Source organism: Bacillus sp. A260 (assembly GCF_009861435.1).
GTDB lineage: Bacteria > Bacillota > Bacilli > Bacillales > Bacillaceae_G > Bacillus_A > Bacillus_A cereus.
This window is the reverse complement of record NZ_CP046399.1, coordinates 106,077-125,474: the sequence shown is the minus strand read 5'-3', so window position 1 is coordinate 125,474 and position 19,398 is coordinate 106,077. Positions and strand designations below refer to the sequence as shown.

Here is a 19,398-nt window from a genome sequence, read left to right as displayed (position 1 = left end):
TGGAAGTAAAGTAAACCCCATAGTAGCACGAACACTGTTCTTGTTATAATTAATTTTTTTCAGAACGTCTATAAATCCTCTTTTAAAAAATATATGTAAATATAATAAAAAACGAATGATTAATAGAAATATTCTACGCCACTTGTTTTTTATTGGACTTCTTTTTACTGTACTTTTATTTTCTTTATGAGTTATTAGAAAAATAATTGTCTATATAAGTCTTTATTTTTTCAAAATCCTTTTCCATAAATAAGATTGCTGGTACTTCAATTATTGGAAGATTATTTTCATTATCAAAAGGTGGACACGGTTTGGGAACTACCAAATAGTCAACTGAGTTTTTATCCCTAATATAATTAATTGAAACATCATAATAATTAGAAAAATATTCCTTCAAATCATCCTGATTCCTTAAAAATGGTAGAGAAAATATTGAACCATAATTTATACCAGCGTCTACAATTAATACAAAGCATATTTTTTTCATGATACACCCTCCTCGTATAATAAGTTTTAAGTTAATAACTGTTCTTTGAAAATTAAATAGTTTTTATCTTCAAGAGCTAGATCCAAAAAATGATGTATGGGTAAAATTTAGTCTTGGATACTGGGGGATTTCCCTACCTTATTCAAAGAAAGGCATTACATGCTATTCCGAATGCAATAAAACAAATAAAATACTAAGACAACAACAGTAATAATACTCGATGCTGTTTTGAAAGTTTTGTTTTCATACGTTTTATTTAACAAGAAGAAGAACAAAACGACCCAGACCCCGTTGGAAAAGAATGATGTTAGTGCATTGAAAACAACTCGAAACGCAAACATAGAGTCGTCCATTAGTTTTTCACCTCGCCTTTTCCTTATTATACCATTTATAAAAAGTGATGTATCGTGTTTTTCTTGTATATTCTATACATGCTCGGTTAACATAACGTCCTATTTTCGGTAGCAAGGAAAAAGGCGGACCCTTACTCTCACAAGGAATCCGTCTTTTTCTTTTTCTATCATTCTATATATCTTTTTATACATTTCTATTGTGGCGCGGGTTTTAGGGTTCTGGATTAGCCGAAAAACTGTATAAAATCTTGTATGCTCTTAGCGTGGTTTTTTTCCGAAATGCTGACGGTACCCCCTCAAGTGTATGAATGCTTGGGGGTTTCTTATAAAAAAAAAGACGCCATAAGGCGCCCCCACAATTGGGTAGATAAGACTTTAGTTTTCCAATCTAAAGAAGTTTTGTATCAGCTCTTTAGGAGTATATCATAATATTCGGTTCATTTATTATGTATTTTTACATACCTATTGAAATTCCTCTATTTTCTATTTGATACAATGCAATCTTTTATTGTGTTATTATATAAGAAAAGAAGAAATCGATTAAGATGTCTTCTTTTACTTGTACACTTGGTGTTAAGAAGGTATTGTATTGCTAAAAAAACATAAAAAAATATAATAATTATCGAGTAAGTCTATTATAGAATCAATAAATAGAATTTTTATATGCATTATTGCGTATATATGGATTTATTTATATTTAAAGTATATAGTTAAATTGTCTGTTTCTTGTTTTAATTCGTTTATTTATTTTATTTTGAGCGCTCCAGCAATGGAGCCTTTTTTATGCAATAAAATATTTTCTTAGCATTACTTAGTTAATCTATATTAACTTTACCCTCTTAAATTATATCTATATTTTATCAAGTGATTATATAGATAACTAGTTTTTTCTAATAATCTAGTAAATTGATAATTTTAATGTTAGTTGTTAATACTTACAGAAAAATTCATTATGAAATGAAAATTGAGAAATCAGGAATTATAAAAAACTTATAGTATCTTTTGGAAAAGCATATTTATAATTCGTATATCAATATGTTATAATTTAATTTCTAAAACTACCAAAAAAGGACTGCCAGTAATGGTGGTCTTTTTTAAATTGGTGAGATTGTACTAGTATGATAAAATGGTATTAACTGTATATTGCGAGGGGGATTGGTTATCCCTTCTTTCCATTTGGACGGAAAGGGGGTGATATACCTATGGAGTTTTTGTTTGAGCTTCTAAAAGAATTTGTGAAAGCCATTGTACGTGAAGTGTCTGTGTATGTTTTTAGGAAACAAATTTTTAGAAAAAGATAACAAAAAACCCACTCCGCGTCGCCGTCGGAAGCAAAAGGGTGGGTTTCGTAAAAAATAAATGATTACGTTATATCCCTAATTGATTGTAAATTGATTTGAATACGTGAATTCACCACGATATTTAATTGCAGCGACATAAGTACCGCTTGTATAGCTATCTGTGATAGGGGTTTGCCAAATTTCTGTTCCTGGAATAAATTCTGGTTCTATTGTTTGGAATCGTTCTAGGGTACCATTTGTGTGGATTTTAAAAATTTTCATTTGCGCACCAAAATGTTCTCTACCAAAGTGCTGTGTTAAGTAAAATGTATCACCAGTTATTAAATTCCCAATCTTCCAATCTGGTTGATATGTACTTTCCTCTAAATTTTGTAAATCTACAATGGTTTTAAATCCCCAATCATCATTAAGTGGATCTGAGTAAGCTGCAGCTGCTTGTGAGGTAGGTTTACTCATTTCTATTGCAGTAAAACCGCTAAAAGTTAACGCCCCAATTAATGCTAATTTTCCTAAATTCATTATTGTTTCCCCCTATTAATTCTTGTAATTTTTAAAACCAGAAATCCTACACACATAATAACACAATCAACTGTATAATATTTCAAATTATCCCTAAAAAAATCCATAAGCGAAAAGACACCCTAAGGTTCCTTCCTCCGACTTGAACCACCTCATATTTTGTAAAAGAAATTAATAATTACCTATACATTAAATAGTTATATTTATTTCTCAATTAATATCTGAATGTTTTAATAATGCATTTTTATGCTTGTGTTGCATAAATCATTAATCTAATCCCTAAATTTATTGAATTTAAACAAAGATAGTAAAATAAAACGTTAATAAAAATACAAAATATTAAAAAAATGTAGAATAATGTCTAATTCTGTGTATTTATTCCTCTTTATATTTGGATTAATCTATTAGGTGAGAAGGATAAAACCTTACAAAAGATTACAGGAGGAGAAATTTATGAAGAAAATTTTAATTGGGACATTAACGTTAGGTGTCATGCTAGGATCGGGGAGTAGTTTTGCTTCTGCAGATGAACTTGATAGTGTTTCTCAAAATGAAAACACAATACAATCTATATCAGTTTCCACCACAAAATCAATAACTGCGAGCCAATTTAGTAAAGTTTATGCAGAGATGAAAAAATATGAAGGTAAACCATATAAATATGGCGGAAATAGTCCTAAAACTGGATTTGATTGTTCGGGATTAATGCAATGGGGATATGGAACACAAGGGATTAAATTACCACGCACAGCACAAGATCAATATAATAAAACTACCCGTGTCGATAGAAAGGCTCTTCAAAAAGGAGATTTAGTTTTCTTTAAAGGAACGGTTCCAGGCAAATCAGGCATTACTCACGTTGGCATGTATATTGGTGATAACAAGTTTTATAATGCTAGTAATTCCGGGGTTGGTGAAGCTAGCTTAAATAGTTCTTATTGGAGTAAATATATTGCAGGATATGGTCGAGTTAAATAAAAAATTATTATAAAGTTCCCCTGTAAAGGAAATTTTTATTAATTTAAATATTGAGAATAATAGGAAATGTACTTATCAAACTCCTGATATATATTACAAGTTAGATTTGTATTATACAGGAATAAAAGAAATATATAGGAGGTAGTGAACAATGAAAAAATTTAGCACATTAGTACTTACAGGAGCTTTAGCATTAGGAGGGTTGACTACAGTAGAAATGATTAAACCTACGAATCAAGTAGCAGCAGCAACAGATTGGGGTTTTCCAGATTATAGATACATCCATCATAATGCAATATATATGCCAGAGTTAGCAGTAAGTGATTTAAGAAATGGACAAACGTTTAGTGTGACAATAAGAAATAGCCATATTGATTATGGTATTCTTAGAATTTATCGTATCGATGACAACAATAATTTACAAATTATTGATGAAATCAAGGATACAAATTCTACTAGAGGTATAGGGACATTTACTACAAAAATTAATCCTACGTATACTCCAGGAACGTATACTGCCCTATTAAAAGTAGGTAAAAATTATTATCATGGTGGAACATTCAAGATCAAAGTATTCTAGGCTTAATGCATCCTAAAAACTAGTTCTAATGACAAAGCATATGTAGTTCGATAACTATGGGGGCTATTCTTTTGTATATCAATACAGAATGAATAGTCTTTTTTTATGTATTGAATGAATATCTACCGCTCTTTTTTATGTATATTTTATTATATAGATACTAACATGTTAAATTTGTTAAAAGAAAATTCGAGGGTACAGTGGAGAGATATTGGTAAAGAAATACATATGACTGGGCAAGCTGTAGGGAATAGGGTTAGAAAACTGGAGGAAGAGGGAATTATAAGGGCCTTTACAATTTTATTAGATGAGATGAAATTAGGGAAATCTCATTTAGCCTTTATCACTATTTTTATGAAGACCAACGAACATTCTGGGTTTTTAGATTTTATTGTAACAAAAGACTCTGTTGTAGAGGCTCATAAGATAAGTGGAGAAAGTTGCTATATATTAAAAGTTTTTTTAGAGTCATACTATCAGTATATCCAAGATTAGGAGATTGCTTGCAAGAATCTTGGAAGTATTGCAAAAGTGCTGTGTTATAATTCTAAAGTACTAACATTTCATGTAGGACTTATAGATGGCGGTTTGACATATGAAATGTAAAATCAACCTGTTATTTTGAGGGGGCAGGCTACCATTATTTAAACTAATATTCACACTAAAAGAAGTACAAGGAGGAAGGTATATCTATTAAAATAGTGAGGTATACCAAATTAGAAATGAACATTAAATTTAATAAAAAAGTAGTAGCATTCACGGCAGGATTAACGGTATTATCTTCACCATTGGTATCGTTTGCAGAGGAACAACAATTAGTAAACAATAAGCAATCTACAAACGTTCAGGAACAAAGTAAAACAACATCAGATGAACAGGCTTTAAAAAGTATTGAAGCTAGTTTTAAAGAGGTAGACGGACGTGGTGGAGGTACTGTCGACAATAAGAAAGTAGATAGTCTTCAACGTTCAGAAGGTATTCATGAAGAAACAGGTACACTAACTGTTCCTAACAATTCAAACAGAACAAAACGTAGTCTGTCTCCCATATCACCTAGCATCTCTAGTACAATAAATGGTGTTCCATTCACTGAATGGATTGTTCCAGCAGGTAACGATAATATTCGTCCTCAAAATTATATGAGTCCAAAGTACATTACAATTCATGAGACTGATAATACAAGTGTAGGGGCAGGTGCTAGAAACCACGCTCAATACCTATATAACCAAGCAGTAGGCAGTACAGACCGAGCTGCATCTTGGCATTTTACAGTAGACGATAAGGAGATTTATCAACACCTACCATTAAACGAGAACGGATGGCACGCAGGAGACGGTGATGGTCCAGGTAATAGAGAATCTATTGCAATTGAAATCGCAGTTAACAGTGACGGAAACTACAGTAAAGCGGTAGATAACGCCAAAAAACTTGTAGCTTATTTAATGAAAGAAACTGGTGTACCGTTAAATAACATTGTAAAACACCAAAAATGGAGCGGTAAAATCTGTCCTGCTAACATGATTAATAATGGGCAATGGGATGTATTCGTAAATAGCGTTGAGGGGTATTATAATAATCTTTATCAACCAAAAGATGACATTACAGGAGGTTGGTATGAAGATGCTATTCGAGAGTTAAATAGAAGGGGTATTATGATAGGGGAAGGAAACGGAGTTTTCGCACCCAATAGAGCGATAACAAGAGCCGAATTTGCTCAATTAATCTCTAACTCTCTAAAACTGCCAGCTGGAGATGCTTCATTTAAAGACCTAAACGATGCAAATTCAACTTTACGAGATGGTATTAAACGTACTGCAAGTGCAGGTATCATTCAAGGTAGAGGAGATGGTTATTTTGACCCAAACACACCTATTACAAGAGAAGAATCAGCAATTATTGTAAACAAGGCTTTACAGTATAAAGGTATATGGGGACCAGTTGTAAACCTACCATTCTCAGACAAAGACCAAATTAGCTATAAAGAAGACGTACAAAGATTGTATGGTCTAGGTATTGTAAGAGGTAAGGGTGACAATCAATACGATCCTAAAGGAACAACAACTCGTGGTGAAACAGCAACATTTATTCTAAATATGCTACAAGTAATTGAAAATGGTAGTGTTGAAAAGGTAATTGGAACGGCTCAAATTAATGGTATTGGGGTAAATGTTCGAAGCGGATCAGGTACAAACTATTCTATTGTTAGAAAGACAAGTAAAGGTGAGAAAGTTACAGTATATGAAGAAAAGAATGGTTGGCTAAGAATTGGAACAGGTCAGTGGATTTATTATGACTCTAGTTATATAGACTATAGCAGATTATAAAAGATTAAATAGTTAAAAGAACAGGTCATATTTGAATATATAACTTAATCTCAGGTTGTGGAGAAAGTCTTCTTCACAACCTGTTTTTGTGTCTGGTCCCTCTTTACCTACCAATACTGATAAAAAGAGGAAAAGGAGAGATTCATTATGATGGGTGTATCGAAAAATTACTGTGATCAGCGTGTATACAATTTAAAAACTAATGTTTTTCTAATAATTAAGTAGGGATCACCGTACATGCCTATCCAACTCATATTTTGAAATACCTCAAAACGAAAAAATGCGCTTTTTTGTTACAAGTTAGCACAAAATTTCGTTCTGGGGTACTATCAAGTTAAGAAAAGTAAACACCCCAAAGAAGAAAAAGTGAAATGACTTCTCAAAATAACTACATGTAGAGAAAAGAAATTTTTATTTAGGTGATACATTAAAATGTTAAATTGATGAATATGTAAGGTGACCCCTATTAATATTTGATTGCAGTCTCCACATTTAATATGAACGTATGTTTTTGTCGATTGGACGATTACGCCGCATTTAGGGCAAGTCCATTTTCATGTGGTTTTCTTTGTTACAAATACACCCGATGGTTTTAAAATTAAAAAATCTAACAATTTATCTCTAAAAAAACAATTCTCTATAATGGAGAATTGTTTTTTAGAGATAAATCTATTTTAGTTAAAATATGCGCTTAAATTATAAGTAAAATCTGTAGCATTCGGATTAAAATCTGAAGCTCCTACCCTTACTGCAACTGTTGTCCCAGCTCTTACTTGTCCTTTCCCAGGTACGCCTTTAACTACAGGAAGTTCATGTGTAGTAGATCCTGCATTTTTAGATATAGCAACTATTCCAGTATCAGTACGTGAGTTATAATCATTATAAACTGATACCTTATACAAATGGTTTTTATTAAACTTAGGACCAGTTAATTGAACCTTCATAGTTTTAGCATTCGTAGGTACTTCATAGTAATAAACATGATAATCTTTTAATGAAGTTAACTCAGATGATTCTGCTGCAGAAGCACTCATACTAAAAGAAAACATTAAAATAAAGGATATCAAAATGCTTCCAAATAATTTCTTCATAAAATCAATCCCCTTTGTATAATATTTACAAATTGATTATACATTTAACCTGATGAATTTAAAATACAATATATGGGATTTTTTGATGGATAATATTGAGAAATAAATTTATATGGTCTCACATTAAATGTTGCAAAACAAAGACTGAGAAGAAACTTATTCTGAAAAGTTTACTGGAACAAAAGGAGGTACGTCGCCCTTTCCCATTAACATAAGAGAATAGTAACGTACTTTTAACTTCAAAAATAGTCTAAAACCTTAAGTTGATGGATGTGGGTCTGTCCCCTTTTTAGGGCATTCATAATTCATTTCTCCTTCTAAAGTAATTTAGTTACAGCATATGTAATTAAGCAAATTACTAAAATAACTCCAATAAAAGTTGTAAATAGTGCAAGAATTCTAAGAGCAAAATGATATAAGAAATAATCACCAAGTACAATTGTTATAATAATTCTGATTATGTCAGCTACGGTCTCGATTGTATGTATAGAAATCAAGTTGGAAAATACTAAACCGATGACAACTAAGGCAATTATAATAAGGATTCTCATAGTATATCTTATTCTGTGAATATTCATTTGAAACTACGAACAAGTAGAAAAGTATACTTCTCTACTTTTGCTAAGTTTAGATTCGCTAATAAAATAACAAACCGTTGTTTGGTGATAATGAGTTAAATTACTAATATTGTAAACATTCTTCAGTATATCTTCTAAAATAAAAGGGTGTTACAGGAAATATAACAATTATATTGAATATAATAACTTGTTTTTAATTTTAAGGAGGCGTTGTCGATGAGAAATTATTTATATTTGATTGGGCAAAAAAACAAGGGGATAACGTTTCAATAGCCCATTAACTACGTGGTTCCCCTTTCAATATTAAAGGGAGAGTATAAGATTGAAGAAAATTCATTTAAAGTCTATTAATAAAAGTAATTGGGAAGAAGCAATTAGATTATCTGTTAAAGCGGAACAACGGACATTTATAGCATCAAACCTGTATTCTATCGCAGAAGTTCAATTTCTAGATAATTTTTATGCAAAAGGAATTTATGTTGGTAATAAAATGATAGGATTTACTATGTTTGGAATAGATCCTGATGATAATAATTATTGGATTTATAGACTTATGATTGATGAAAAATTTCAAGGAAAAGGTATAGGGAAACAAGCTATATATCTGGTTATTGAAGAGGTAAGACAAAATAACAATACAAACATTCCTTTAATAATGATCGGATATCATCCTGAAAATCTTACGGCTAAACTTGTATATAAAAAGGCAGGGTTTATTGAGACTGAATTATCATCTTGGGGTGAGCAACTAGCAAAGTATTCTTTGTAAGCACTGGAATTCATCTTTTAAACTTATGAAGTAAAAGGTTAGATTGTGGAGTAACAAAGGTGAAAAGATTAATTTTTTTTGGCTTCTTTTTGTCTTTTATCAGATAATGAATTACAATAGCTGCTGTTTCTCTAACAAATGTAATATGGCTAAATAACTAAGAATTTATGTTAATTAAAAAGCTATAGATGTTTGTAATTTTTTAGTTCATTTCAATATAAAAAACAAAAAGAACTTGTAGGAATCCCTACAAGTTCTTTTTAAGATAATGTAAAAAAGTTGAAACAAACTATCTCATAATTTGAATCGGAGCAAACATGATAACTACGGGTTAATTTTATTATATATCAAATATCAACAATTGGATTAAAAGAGATTGAAAATTATGTGAATTAATGAAAGAGAAATAAAAATCTTATCTTTCACTTCTAAAAACTTTGATTAAGTATTTTGTACAGACATTTTAAATCTACGTCTCTATCACTATTTAAGAGGAGATAAATATAAGAAATATAAATAATGCCCAGCTTCTATACCTTCCACTGATTTGCACCATCTTAATTTTAATACTATGTATTAGAATTTCATCCAAGTAGTATTTTTCTCAAGGATACATTGGTATATTTTGGAGTTAATCCTACTGTTTTTATGTTAAGATATTCTGGTTGTTATTTTTCTTTATTTTGGGAGGTTGGGAGTTTTGGTAAGGGCTTTTCATATGGATTTTAATTTTTATACAGAAAGCGTAAAAACTTTAGAATTATTAGGAAATCCTAGTCGCTTATTAATTGTTCGTGAATTGATTGTGCGTGGTTCTTTGTCGGTTTCTGAGTTAAGTAAACTAACGCAGATTTCGGAAGCTGTGATTTTACAGCATTTACGAAAATTAGTTCAGGGGAATATTGTGAAAAGTGAACGTAAAGGTAAACGACTTTATTGTAGATTAGAAGATAATAAAATAGTTGAGATTGTTAGGGTTTTAGGATTGGTGAAGTAATTCCAATTATTTTAAATGTACAATTTTATTTAAACAGTTTGTTATAGTATGATTGTGCACAATTGCAAAATAAAAAAAGGTCCGTCTACGGAAATAGGTGGGCTATTTTATATTGGTGAGCATGTACAAGTATGATAGAATGAAAACAACTGTATATTGTGAGGGCGGGAGGTTGCTATCCTTTCTCTGATCTTAGAGAGGAAGGAGGTGACCGAATGGATTCTTTATTTAATTTATTGTACGACGCTGCTAAGGTATTCCTTACAGTATTTGCTACAGCTTATGCGAATGAGCTGGCGAAAAAGATTAACAGTAAACGAAATAAAAGAACCGCCCCAAATGCCGGCAAGCGAAAGGGCGGTTCTAAACGCAAAAAATAAGTTTAAGTAACCGACCACCTTGCGGTAGCAGTTACTAGAAGAGATGTTAGCGCATCTCTTCTTTTATTATATACATAAGATATTCCTGTGATACTATTAATGTAATTATATCAAACGTACATAAAAAATTCAAAGTGTATAAATGTATAAAAAATTGTACCCAAAGAAAATTAATTTTAAGGTGCATTCTTCAGATTGGAACCATTTAAATTCTAATAACATGTATTGGTTATCATCTATCTTTATTTTATTATGTTAAACAATATTGGCCGATGAGAAATATAATTCAAGTCTATTGTTTTCCTTTTAAATACTTTCGGATTCCTTAGCTTCATCGATATTTTTAAAAATTAAAATTAAAACTTACTTAAAACTAAACATAAAAAGTATGTACTACTGTCTATTGTGAGACAATTTCTTTGATAAATAATAATCACCTTATGCAATATTGCATAAGAATCAATTGTTACTCGTGCTATAATTTCAAGAGTAAACTGTTGCATCCAACATTTTATAAACTGCTATATTAATTAATATAGCAACCCTAATTACAGGAGAAAGGGAAGAATATTGGTGGTTCTTCCCTTTTTTCTATTGTTAACAGTCTAATGATTTATTCTATAGTCTAAAATATTTCTATTAATGACACATATTAAAATACAAAATTTTTATTTAGCAGACTAGAGATAATGCTTCATTATTGTTTTTACTATATGAAAAAATTCCTACTCTCAATATAATAAGAAAAGCAAAAAGAACTTGTAGAAATTACTACAAGTTCTTTTTGGGTTAAAGCGAATACAAGGGACACATAAATTATCTCATTATTCATAACGGGGAAAGCATATTGATTACGGCTTAGCTCCATTATATAACAATCGCTTAATGCTATAGGTTGATATTTTTGAAAATTATGTGAATTAAACTAAGGAGATAATACATCATTTAATAATCCTATTATTACTCAACTTTATAGAAAGGTATGTTCAAGCGTTGTCATAAGGGTTAGGGGATTTATTAAATAGAAATAATTAGTTGTAATATAAAGTGTTTTTTACCTAATAAACCTTTTGAATTCTAAATATTAACTCCAAAGTAATTCATTTCATAAATTTTAAATTTTTGTGAACACTGTTATTATTTTATATAATATTATTCCAATAAGTGTTGTGTTAATTAGTTATTTTCTGATAATATCTCTGTGTGTTCTATTCTAGTAATTATAAGAAGGTGGTGTTTTCTTTATGTCCAACATGTTTCATCAAATTGGTGATGCGATTGAAAGAAGTATGTATTTTAAATCTTGTTTTTATATCTTAACAGGAGCTCTGCTTATTTATATTGGTTACATTGTAGGTAAGTGGGTGGGTTCTGTAGTATTTTAAAGTAAAAAAATGTAATTAAATCAAGAAAAAAGAATTTTTTCAAAAAAAGTGTAGATTTTTATTAAAAGGTGTATTAATATAAAGCTCATATTACTTAAGCGTAATATAAAAAAATAAGGATAGGTGATATTATATGAATTCAGTATTAAAAAAAGAAATGCCTAATTTAGCAGTATTAAGCAATGAGGAATTAAAGAACATTGATGGTGGAGTGGTTCCTTTAGCAATTGCTGGAGTTGCTGGTTTTACAAAAGTAGCTGGTGCAATTACAGCTGGAGCTGGAGTTGTTGGAGCAGGTTATGTAGGTGGAAAATGGGTTGGTAAAAAGATTTTCAAATAAGAAGTAGTAAGGAGTGCTAAAAATGAAAACGATTACTTTAGAAAAGTACAAAAGTCTAACTGAAGAAGAGATGTACGATACGAATGGTGGTATCGTTCCTGTAGTGATTGCAGGTGGATTACTAGCTGTTGGAGCTGGTGCTGGAATGTGGGATGCTTACGAAGAGAGTCAAGCAAAGAAGAAAAAGAAGAAAAAATAAACATTTTTATAAAGAGGAAAAGATTGTATGAGCTTAATAGTACAATCTTTTCTTCTTTATAAAAAGCCTTTCAATATGAAATTTTTGAAAGGCTAACAAATTTTATTGTTAATTACAATAAGTTTGAAACTCCTGTTTTTATTAACATATGTGGGAGAGAATTCATTTAAAAGTTAAATATGAGAGGTTGTTTAAATAAGTATGTCTTTATTTAAAAAATATCATTGGGTGAGACAACACGATATTAAAGATTGTGGTGCAGCATGTATTTCTACTGTATCTAAACATTATGGATTACATATACCTATCTCTAAAATTAGAGAATATGCTGGAACTGATAGAAATGGAACTAATGTTTATGGTTTAATACAAGCGGCTGAAAAGTTAGGTTTTTCAGCCAAAGGAGTAAGAGGAAATGTAGAGTCTTTAAAAGAGATTCCATTACCCGCTATTGCGCATGTCATAATTGATGGGAAGTTATTACATTATGTTGTTATTTTAGAAATCACCAAAAAGGGTAAAGTAATTGTAGCTGATCCTGGAGAAGGGATTATTAAATATGATATTAAGGAATTTAATGAGATTTGGACGGGTGTTTTAGTCCTTTTAATACCTAATGAATCTTTTCAATCACGAGATGAAGAGAAAAATACATTCGGTAGATTTATGTTTCTTTTAAAAAATCAACAAAGTCTCTTAATTCCTGTGTTTCTTTCATCAATTTTAATAACAATTTTTGGGGTTTTGGGTGCTTTTTATTTCAAAATTGTAATTGATAATATTGTTACTGAGAATTTAAAGCATACACTAACATATCTTTCTATTGGTATCATCGCATTATACATTTTTAAAGTTATTTTAGAGTTGTTTAGATCGCATTTAATTTTATATTTGAGTCGTCGGTTAGATATAAAGTTAATGTTTGGTTACTATAAACATGTTTTATCCTTACCCATGAACTTTTTTGAAACAAGAAAAGTTGGTGAAATTATTTCGAGGTTCCAAGATGCTGCTAAAATTAGGGAGGCACTTGCAACAACAACTTTAACTGTGATGATTGATACTATCATGGTAATAGCGGGTTCTATTTTGTTGTATACCCAAAGTTCTACTTTATTTTTCATTACAGCATTACACATACCTATATATATCCTTATTATTTGGATGTTTCAAAGTTCTTATGAAAAAATTAATCGTCAAGAAATGGAAAGTAATGCGGAGTTAACTTCCTATATTGTAGAATCGCTAAACGGGATATCAACAATAAAATCCTATAATGCTGAAAAAGAGGCAGAATTTCAAACCGAAAAAAGATTGATAAGTCTTTTGCAGAAATTCTTTAAACGTTTTGTGATTACAAATAGTCAAGAATCTATTAAAACGATTGTGGAATTAGTAGGTGGTGTAGTAATTTTATGGGTTGGAGCTATTTCTATATTAAACGGGGAAATGACAATAGGTCAGTTAGTTGCATATAATGCACTATTAGTGTATTTCTTAGATCCTATAAAAAATCTAGTAGATTTACAGCCGACATTACAATCTGCTTTTGTTGCTTCAAAAAGATTAACCGAGATTTTAGATTTAGATTTAGAAAAAAATGATCAAGAAGATAAAAAACTTTCACCTACTTCTTTTCATCACAAGATTAGATTGGATAATATAACTTTTAAATATGGAACTAGGCAAAATATATTTAATAATTTAAGTTTTGAAATCCCAATAGGATATAGTGTTGGGTTTGTAGGGGAAAGTGGTTCAGGTAAAACAACAATTGCTAAATTATTAATGAGATATTATGACGTAAACGAAGGTAACATTTATTATGATAACTATCATATTAAAGATATGAATAGGACGGGTTTAAGAAATAAAATAGCTTATGTTGCTCAGGAATCTTTTTTCTTTAGTGGTAGTATTTTTGATAATTTAGTATTTGGTTTGAATAGAGAGGTAACGATGGACAAAATAATAGAGGCATGTATATTGGCTGATGCCCATGAATTCATTAGTTCTTTGCCACTCCGATATGACACATTATTAGAAGAAAATGCTTCTAATGTATCTGGTGGTCAACGGCAACGGTTATCAATTGCCCGTGCTCTATTAAAAGAAGCAGATGTACTTATTTTAGATGAGGCTACAAGTCATCTGGATTCCACTAGTGAGAGAAAAATAATTGAAAACTTAAAGGAATATAGAGCAGGGAAACTAACTACCATAACAATCGCTCATCGATTAAGTACAATTATGCATTGTGATAACATATTTGTAATGAGCAAAGGAGAAATTGTTGAGGAAGGTAAACATGGAGAATTAATAAATAAAGATGGTTTATATAGAGTGTTGTGGAATAATCAGCTACCACAAGAATTATTAGAGATAACTCGATAAAAAGGAGCATAAGAGGAGTATACATAAATGTCACAACCAATAAGAGACATAACAGAGCTGACAGATAGCGTTGAAATGCTGGAGAAAAATCCCCCGAAATTTATTAAGTTATTTATTTATCTAGTACTAGCTATACTAGTTAGTGCTTTGATGTGGGCTTATTTTAGCAAAATAGATATCTCAACTAAAGGGTCTGCTACTATCCAATCTTCTACGGCTACAGTAGCTGTTAAACCAAAAGTATCAGGAGAAATTAATGATATTAAGATTAAACAAGGCGAAAAAGTACATAGGGGAGATCCTTTAATAGGCATAACTAATAAACAGTTAGAGCAGGAAAAAAAACACGTAGAAGAAAATAGAGATAAATTGGATGCGGAAATTAAGAGTTTAAACATTCTTAAAGATGTTATTGAAAAGAACCAATCAAAATTGCCTGTAGATGTAGAAGGCAGTATCAAAAATGAATTAGATAGTTATTTAAAGCAAAAAGACTTATTAAAGAATGAAAATAAAAATAAGATAGCTGATTTCACCTTTCGCCTTCAAGTCCTAAATCATGGAAAAGATGAAGTTATAAATAATCTGGAATTTGAAATTGAAGCTATAAAAAATCAAAATGATATCTTGAAAATCGAAAAAGAGGGTCTTCTTAAACAAAATAAGATTATTAAGAATGAAAATATTAATCAAGAAACTGAAGCGAATATGAATAAGGTTAATCAATTAGATTCTCAAATTGAGGGAAATCTAAAGAGTATTTTAATAAAACAAGAGCAAATAAAAAATAGGACCCAGGAAATAGCATTGGAGAAAAAGGTTATCAATGAGAATATAAGAACTCAAGAATCTAATATCCAGGATTCTGTTGAAAGTCTTAGAATTTCTAAAGTCTCGGATATTTCGAAGGAGATTGATGAGAAGAAAAAACAGTTGTCTTTGTTGCAACAAGATATTAATAATATTAATTTGAGTTATGAACAAACCGTAATTACTGCACCAAAAGATGGCGTAATTGAAATGCCGAATCTTATTAAAATCGGAGATATGATTGAACAAGATAAAGAGGTATTATCAATATCACCAGATGAAAATACGAATAGAGTTTTACTATATATTAATTCAGAAGAGATTAATAAAATTAAAACGGGCGATAAAATTAAATATACTTTTGAAGTAGGAAAGACGGAAACTTACTATGGAAGTGTAGTTCAAATCTATCATGACCCTGTTATTAGCAAGAATAAAGATACTACATTCTTTGTTGTAGAAGGAACAATTGAAAATACAGGGAAAAAGAAGTTGCGATCGGGTTCTACTGGAAAAGCTGCAATTGTAGTAAATCAAAAAAACATTCTTTCATTGATATTAGAAAAACTAGATGTACTTAATTAACAATTAACCAAAGAGTAATAAATTAGCTTTTTAGGAGGAACATTCATGTTCATGGTGTCTACAGCAGTTTTTTTACTGGTCACTTTACTGTGTATTACGTTATATTTTAAAACACATGATAAACGTTTTATGTATCTTGGATATGTAGCATTATTTTTAACTTTTTTTGTTATTGGTACTTTTTCATAATTAAATGTCCAGCGGTTTATTACAAACTAAATGAAGAAGAGCATATATAAGAGAGAAAGAGCATTCATAAGAATGCCTTTTCTTTATCAATAGTCGGGTGAAAAGAGATTATACATACTTCTTGAGCAAATAGTTGTAATTTATCAGATGCAGAAATAGATATATATAAACACGCAATTCATTCCGATCATGCTACAGAAAGAATTGCGTGTTTTGATATTTTAGGGGGGCATTTTTTAATTATCTTGATAATGATAGGTGCTACTTCTACTGTAAAATTTAAGTTTATATATATATATATATATATAAACTTAATATTCAGAATGTAATTGATAAATATACTAATTTAAACTATGTATTACAATAACTGTGTTAATCTTAATATAGTAAAAAAGAAGAAGAATAAGAAAATTAACAAACCTAGTATATATACTAGGTTTAATTTGTAGAAAAAATACATAAGAGAATTTTAATTTATATTATTAATATTACATTTGGTTTAATAATATCTTCGCTTATATACACTTTAACATTTTAACCTATAAATTAACAGTATTGTTATAATTTTCTAATTAACGTAACATTTAGGTTGTAAAGAAAAAACATAGGGAGGAAGTTTTATGAAGAATAAAATATTTTTATCTGTGCTGTCTTTCTTGATGGTAATTTCATTTTTAGTGCTACCTTCTAATACTCCAGAAGCAAATTCTTTTAATGGACAAGAAAGTTTAAAAATTGAAGGGCTGGAAAGTATTAGAGATGTAAATGGAAATCAGATTATTAGTGAAGATGACTTTTTTGAGTTTGCTGATGCGTTAGAACCAAAGCAAAATGAGGCGCTAGAAGTAAAATATTTTTATAATAATGGTGATGATAATACTTCAGTTTTAAATTTAAATGTGAAGAAACATGAAGGTGTCATTCAAGTTAATCTAGTAAATAGTATAGAAAAAGACACGCCAATTAGTGATGAAATTACAAATCAAACTATTTTAGAAAAAAATGTTTATCATGCAGCGTTAGCTAAGGGTAAAGGGAAACCAAAGCCAAAACCAAAACCAAAGGGAAGCAAAACAGTACCAACTAAAACGAATGGTGGTTCTAATAAAGGTGACTTCATTAATTCGCATGCATATGATAGACATAAATATGATGCGTCAAGGAAATCTACTAAGAATAGAACTCAATATGGAAAAAATGTTGATGTGAAAAAACTTAGAGAATCAACAATGAATGAACCAGATCAAGCATGGTCTGCTCGTGATAAAGGAGGACCTTGGAGAACATTCTATAGAAAAGAATTCAATAGTAATATAAGTACTGGAGATACTCCTACTGTTCATCATAGGGTTATCATTAATACAGAAGATAGTAGTAAAAGTACTCAATTTCCGCTATATTTAAAATAAAGGGAATGTTGAATTATGATCGAAAAATATACAACAGAAATTGTCATTGATGTTTACCGTAGAAGCGAAAGTGATTTAGAAAGCATGGTTGATGAGATAAAGGCTTATACAAAAACATATGAGCATGATAAAGTTACAGTTGTAGGGTTAAAAAAGGAAGATACATACTTTACAGATAAGGAACAGTATGTATTAACTTTACAGGTTGAAAGAGATATGCTTAATTTAGGTAGAAAGTATGAATACGAAGAAGAAAAGTTATTTGGCTTTTATGAAGATGAAGAAAATTAAATGTAGTTGAATTGTTTTTTTAAATAACATTAAAAAGCTTTCCGCAAAGGGAAGCTTTTTATGTTAAAGAAAAGCCATATTACGAAGCTGCACAAAAAAATTGGGTTAACTATTTACTATATTAAAAATCCTATTATTTATATAATATAAATAATATTCTTGGTGCGAATAATAAAAAGATAGGTTGAATTTATACTCGCTACAACTATTACTACAGGGGGAACTAAGTTTATTTTTACTATGCATATTGGAGAACATTTCGAATCTTATTTTTTAATAAGGAAGGCATTTAAATTTCCGTAAAGTATTATACTGCGTAGTTGAAAAGGTTATATAATGGTTATGATATAATAAAATTCGATAATAACAAGGGGGATTAATTAAATGATTTTTCAAAGCATGATTACAGCTATTATAGAAAAATTACAAGAGACAGTGAATCCCTATTGGATAATTGTATTTGGATCTATAGCAGAGAACAGAGAACGGGAAGATAGTGATATTGATATAGCATATTTAAGTGACATAAATTTAGGGAATTATGAACGTTTTTTATTAGCACAGGAATTGGCAGATATTGTTCATAAAGATGTTGATTTAGTTGATTTATCAAAGGCTTCAACAGTTTTTCAAGCTCAGATTATACATACAGGAAAGACAATATTTTGTTCTGATGAAGAACGAAAGGTTATTTTTGAAATGAAGACTTTAAAAATGTATTCAAAATTGAATGAGGAACGCCAAATAGTATTCGATGATATAAAGAAAAGAGGTTCTATATATGAAGAATGAGGTTATCTTAAATAAAATTTCTACAATAGAGCGTTGTATAAAAAGAATACAGGATGTATATGGGAATGCTCCTGAAAATTTAGAAGATTATACAAAGCAAGATTCAATAATATTGAATATACAAAGAGCTTGTGAAGCGAGTATTGATTTAGCGATGCATATTGTTGCAGGTAAGAAATTAGGATTACCCCAATCTAGTCGAGAGGCATTTGATTTGTTAGTTGACGCAGATTTACTTAGTAAAGAATTGGCAAGTAAGTTAAAAGCAATGGTGGGGTTTCGAAATATTGCTGTTCATGATTATCAGAGTGTAAATTTAGATATTGTTCGTCAAATTATTGAAAAACATTTAACTGATTTTAAACTATTTACAAAAGAAGTGATGGGAATATTGGAATTATAGGAAGGTAAGTCCTAGAATTATCGTTATATAGATGGGGAGAGTGTGATATGCTCTTTTCTAATTTTAGGGTGAGACAGATAACTATTTAGTTGTTTACTTACTTCATGTAAATATGAAAGAAACAAGTATTATATGGCTGTACTGTAGAAAGATACTCCCCGAAGAGTGTCTTTCTTTAATTTATCCCGTTACATATAAAATATTAATTTTTTTGCTAAACTCTAATTTTTATATATAAACATAC

At 30.0% G+C, this 19,398-nt stretch carries 22 protein-coding genes; 17 read left to right on the top strand and 5 right to left on the bottom strand.

Annotated elements, in window-relative coordinates; genetic code table 11:
* Positions 1-184 precede the first annotated feature (184 nt).
* The 3 genes from GD442_RS27310 to GD442_RS27305 form a co-directional block, all read right to left on the bottom strand.
* Positions 185-487, bottom strand: a complete 303-nt coding sequence (locus tag GD442_RS27310; RefSeq protein WP_159365279.1) for a hypothetical protein — start codon at positions 485-487, stop codon at positions 185-187.
* Positions 488-642: 155 nt separating this feature from the next.
* On the bottom strand, positions 643-840 hold the full coding sequence (locus tag GD442_RS28565; RefSeq protein ID WP_002096482.1) for a hypothetical protein: 198 nt from the start codon (positions 838-840) through the stop codon (positions 643-645).
* A 1,376-nt stretch (positions 841-2,216) separates the two neighbouring features.
* Positions 2,217-2,660 (bottom strand): DUF5065 family protein, encoded by a 444-nt coding sequence (locus GD442_RS27305; RefSeq protein ID WP_146718322.1) that lies wholly within the window; start codon positions 2,658-2,660, stop codon positions 2,217-2,219.
* A 453-nt stretch (positions 2,661-3,113) separates the two neighbouring features.
* Here GD442_RS27305 and GD442_RS27300 point away from each other — a divergent pair, with 453 nt between their 5' ends.
* The 4 genes from GD442_RS27300 (at position 3,114) to GD442_RS27285 (ending at position 6,542) form a co-directional block, all read left to right on the top strand.
* Positions 3,114-3,638 carry a C40 family peptidase gene (locus GD442_RS27300; RefSeq protein WP_089172390.1) on the top strand — a complete coding sequence of 175 codons (525 nt, stop codon included), beginning with the start codon at positions 3,114-3,116 and terminating at the stop codon, positions 3,636-3,638.
* Between the two features lie 151 nt (positions 3,639-3,789).
* Positions 3,790-4,218, top strand: a complete 429-nt coding sequence (locus GD442_RS27295) for a DUF5065 family protein (protein WP_048563930.1) — start codon at positions 3,790-3,792, stop codon at positions 4,216-4,218.
* 165 nt (positions 4,219-4,383) lie between these two features.
* Positions 4,384-4,713 (top strand): Lrp/AsnC family transcriptional regulator, encoded by a 330-nt coding sequence (locus GD442_RS27290; RefSeq protein WP_000933400.1) that lies wholly within the window; start codon positions 4,384-4,386, stop codon positions 4,711-4,713.
* Positions 4,714-4,940: 227 nt separating this feature from the next.
* Positions 4,941-6,542 (top strand): S-layer homology domain-containing protein, encoded by a 1,602-nt coding sequence (locus GD442_RS27285; protein WP_149150180.1) that lies wholly within the window; start codon positions 4,941-4,943, stop codon positions 6,540-6,542.
* Between the two features lie 674 nt (positions 6,543-7,216).
* On the opposite strand, the gene GD442_RS27280 is transcribed toward GD442_RS27285, so the two are convergent.
* A complete protein-coding gene (locus GD442_RS27280; protein ID WP_159365278.1) occupies positions 7,217-7,633 on the bottom strand; it encodes a hypothetical protein in 417 nt (138 codons plus the stop codon).
* A 317-nt stretch (positions 7,634-7,950) separates the two neighbouring features.
* A complete protein-coding gene (locus tag GD442_RS28225; RefSeq protein WP_149150181.1) occupies positions 7,951-8,184 on the bottom strand; it encodes a hypothetical protein in 234 nt (77 codons plus the stop codon).
* Between the two features lie 349 nt (positions 8,185-8,533).
* Between GD442_RS28225 and GD442_RS27275 the strand changes: the two genes are divergently transcribed.
* The 13 genes from GD442_RS27275 to hepT all read left to right on the top strand — a co-directional run bounded on the left by GD442_RS27275 (position 8,534) and on the right by hepT (position 19,154).
* Complete coding sequence (locus GD442_RS27275; protein WP_000719842.1) at positions 8,534-8,980, top strand: GNAT family N-acetyltransferase; 447 nt, start codon at positions 8,534-8,536, stop codon at positions 8,978-8,980.
* 718 nt (positions 8,981-9,698) lie between these two features.
* Positions 9,699-9,977 (top strand): ArsR/SmtB family transcription factor, encoded by a 279-nt coding sequence (locus GD442_RS27270; protein WP_002042350.1) that lies wholly within the window; start codon positions 9,699-9,701, stop codon positions 9,975-9,977.
* Between the two features lie 215 nt (positions 9,978-10,192).
* Complete coding sequence (locus GD442_RS27970) at positions 10,193-10,357, top strand: hypothetical protein (RefSeq protein ID WP_000377655.1); 165 nt, start codon at positions 10,193-10,195, stop codon at positions 10,355-10,357.
* A gap of 1,244 nt (positions 10,358-11,601) precedes the next feature.
* Positions 11,602-11,742, top strand: coding sequence for a hypothetical protein (locus tag GD442_RS27965; protein ID WP_000069043.1), 141 nt, complete (start codon positions 11,602-11,604; stop codon positions 11,740-11,742).
* 133 nt (positions 11,743-11,875) lie between these two features.
* On the top strand, positions 11,876-12,082 hold the full coding sequence (locus tag GD442_RS27265) for a class IIb bacteriocin, lactobin A/cerein 7B family (RefSeq protein WP_001089632.1): 207 nt from the start codon (positions 11,876-11,878) through the stop codon (positions 12,080-12,082).
* Between the two features lie 22 nt (positions 12,083-12,104).
* Positions 12,105-12,281 (top strand): class IIb bacteriocin, lactobin A/cerein 7B family, encoded by a 177-nt coding sequence (locus GD442_RS27260; protein ID WP_000849669.1) that lies wholly within the window; start codon positions 12,105-12,107, stop codon positions 12,279-12,281.
* Between the two features lie 201 nt (positions 12,282-12,482).
* Positions 12,483-14,675 carry a peptidase domain-containing ABC transporter gene (locus GD442_RS27255; RefSeq protein ID WP_146718309.1) on the top strand — a complete coding sequence of 731 codons (2,193 nt, stop codon included), beginning with the start codon at positions 12,483-12,485 and terminating at the stop codon, positions 14,673-14,675.
* Positions 14,676-14,702: 27 nt separating this feature from the next.
* A complete protein-coding gene (locus GD442_RS27250; protein WP_089172396.1) occupies positions 14,703-16,070 on the top strand; it encodes an HlyD family secretion protein in 1,368 nt (455 codons plus the stop codon).
* Between the two features lie 45 nt (positions 16,071-16,115).
* Entirely contained in the window at positions 16,116-16,259 is a 144-nt protein-coding gene (locus GD442_RS27960) for a hypothetical protein (protein ID WP_000481196.1), read from the top strand.
* Positions 16,260-16,879: 620 nt separating this feature from the next.
* On the top strand, positions 16,880-17,668 hold the full coding sequence (locus tag GD442_RS27245; protein WP_000790907.1) for a hypothetical protein: 789 nt from the start codon (positions 16,880-16,882) through the stop codon (positions 17,666-17,668).
* Between the two features lie 15 nt (positions 17,669-17,683).
* Positions 17,684-17,959: a hypothetical protein gene (locus tag GD442_RS27240; RefSeq protein ID WP_000570854.1), complete on the top strand. Its 276-nt coding sequence runs from the start codon at positions 17,684-17,686 to the stop codon at positions 17,957-17,959.
* 384 nt (positions 17,960-18,343) lie between these two features.
* Complete coding sequence (gene mntA, locus GD442_RS27235) at positions 18,344-18,751, top strand: type VII toxin-antitoxin system MntA family adenylyltransferase antitoxin (protein ID WP_089172398.1); 408 nt, start codon at positions 18,344-18,346, stop codon at positions 18,749-18,751.
* Complete coding sequence (gene hepT / locus GD442_RS27230; RefSeq protein ID WP_000787536.1) at positions 18,741-19,154, top strand: type VII toxin-antitoxin system HepT family RNase toxin; 414 nt, start codon at positions 18,741-18,743, stop codon at positions 19,152-19,154. Before mntA ends, hepT begins: the two co-directional genes overlap by 11 nt.
* Positions 19,155-19,398 lie beyond the last annotated feature (244 nt).